We start from the raw sequence: 1,643 nt of genomic DNA, 5'->3' as shown, positions 1-1,643 counted from the left end.
TAGAAGTCAACTTCTTTTTAAAAGTTTCCCAAAAAAATATTGAGAACCATTCCACTTTCTATAATGAAAAAAATGGCTCCGCAGGCAAGATTCGAACTTGCGACCGATCGGTTAACAGCCGATAGCTCTACCACTGAGCTACTGCGGAATAATATGGTGGGCCTAAGTGGACTCGAACCACCGACCTCACGCTTATCAGGCGTGCGCTCTAACCAGCTGAGCTATAGGCCCATTAAAAATTTGGAGCGGGTGAAGGGAATCGAACCCTCATCATCAGCTTGGAAGGCTGAGGTTTTACCACTAAACTACACCCGCATTAATAATTGGAGGCGGCAACCGGATTTGAACCGGTGATAAAGGTTTTGCAGACCTCTGCCTTACCACTTGGCTATGCCGCCGTTGGCTGGGCTAGCTGGATTCGAACCAACGCATGTCGCAGTCAAAGTGCGATGCCTTACCGCTTGGCTATAGCCCAATATAAAGGGCGACTGATGGGAATCGAACCCACGAATGCCTGAACCACAATCAGGTGCGTTAACCACTTCGCCACAATCGCCATGTTTTAAGTTTCTTTGGCAGGGGCAGTAGGAATCGAACCCACACCAAAGGTTTTGGAGACCTTCGTTCTACCGTTAAACTATGCCCCTATAAGAATAGTTGTTTAACTTCGACTAATTAAGGATGTTTTACTTTTGTAAAAGTGTTGATAGATATTTCGCTTGCGCAAAAATCTTTGGTGGAGGGGGGCAGATTCGAACTGCCGAACCCGAAGGAGCGGATTTACAGTCCGCCGCGTTTAGCCACTTCGCTACCCCTCCAAATAAAATAAATACTTAAAGATTCTTAAGTATAAATGGTGGCTCAGGACGGAATCGAACCGCCGACACATGGATTTTCAGTCCATTGCTCTACCAACTGAGCTACTGAGCCATATTATATAGAAGATTAAATTATCAAAATGAACATTAAAGAAATAAAATGGCGGTCCGGACGGGACTCGAACCCGCGACCTCCTGCGTGACAGGCAGGCATTCTAACCAACTGAACTACCGGACCAAAAATTTTTGCGATAGCAAAATATTTTACCTTGAATTGCGACAGCAAAATAGGTTTCAATTCTGCGATAGCGAAAATAACTATCCATGCGTGACCCATAAAGGATTATGCTATCCTAAGTCAAAAATGGTATTGCGGGGACAGGATTTGAACCTGCGACCTTCGGGTTATGAGCCCGACGAGCTACCGAACTGCTCCACCCCGCGACGATAAAGATGATATTCTGATTAAAAAATGGAGGAGGAAGGGGGATTCGAACCCCCGCGGGCTGTTACACCCCTGTCGGTTTTCAAGACCGATCCCTTCAGCCGGACTTGGGTATTCCTCCGTATAATGGACCCTGTAGGACTCGAACCTACGACCGGACGGTTATGAGCCGTCTGCTCTAACCAACTGAGCTAAGGGTCCTTATCAATCGTGCGTTTTGTATTGAGTAATAGCGGCGGAGGGGATCGAACCCCCGACCTCACGGGTATGAACCGTACGCTCTAGCCAGCTGAGCTACACCGCCACGAAATATTGACTATCCATTTCAATTTTTGCTTCAGCGAAAATCAATGAAGTTTATTTTACTTTCGTAAAAAACC

Annotated in this window: 14 tRNA genes; all 14 read right to left on the bottom strand. The window is 46.3% G+C overall.

The features are described from left to right. Window positions 1–73 precede the first annotated feature (73 nt). A tRNA-Asn gene (locus AC6CIB_RS23570) sits at window positions 74–148 on the bottom strand. 6 nt (window positions 149–154) lie between these two features. Beyond that, a tRNA-Ile gene (locus AC6CIB_RS23565) sits at window positions 155–231 on the bottom strand. A 10-nt stretch (window positions 232–241) separates the two neighbouring features. Beyond that, window positions 242–315 (bottom strand) — tRNA-Gly (locus AC6CIB_RS23560). Between the two features lie 9 nt (window positions 316–324). Beyond that, window positions 325–398 (bottom strand) — tRNA-Cys (locus AC6CIB_RS23555). 2 nt (window positions 399–400) lie between these two features. Then, window positions 401–475, bottom strand: a tRNA-Gln gene (locus AC6CIB_RS23550). Window positions 476–483: 8 nt separating this feature from the next. After that, window positions 484–556 (bottom strand) — tRNA-His (locus AC6CIB_RS23545). Between the two features lie 17 nt (window positions 557–573). Then, window positions 574–647: transfer RNA gene (locus AC6CIB_RS23540), tRNA-Trp, on the bottom strand. 87 nt (window positions 648–734) lie between these two features. Then, window positions 735–818, bottom strand: a tRNA-Tyr gene (locus tag AC6CIB_RS23535). 36 nt (window positions 819–854) lie between these two features. After that, window positions 855–930: transfer RNA gene (locus tag AC6CIB_RS23530), tRNA-Phe, on the bottom strand. Between the two features lie 49 nt (window positions 931–979). Further along, window positions 980–1,056, bottom strand: a tRNA-Asp gene (locus AC6CIB_RS23525). A 132-nt stretch (window positions 1,057–1,188) separates the two neighbouring features. Then, a tRNA-Met gene (locus tag AC6CIB_RS23520) sits at window positions 1,189–1,262 on the bottom strand. Window positions 1,263–1,291: 29 nt separating this feature from the next. Further along, a tRNA-Ser gene (locus AC6CIB_RS23515) sits at window positions 1,292–1,384 on the bottom strand. Between the two features lie 6 nt (window positions 1,385–1,390). Beyond that, window positions 1,391–1,464 (bottom strand) — tRNA-Ile (locus AC6CIB_RS23510). A 29-nt stretch (window positions 1,465–1,493) separates the two neighbouring features. After that, window positions 1,494–1,567 (bottom strand) — tRNA-Met (locus AC6CIB_RS23505). Window positions 1,568–1,643 lie beyond the last annotated feature (76 nt).

This window comes from Rossellomorea sp. GQ25 (genome assembly GCF_059758515.1).
This window is presented reverse-complemented; position numbering and strand designations above follow the sequence as displayed.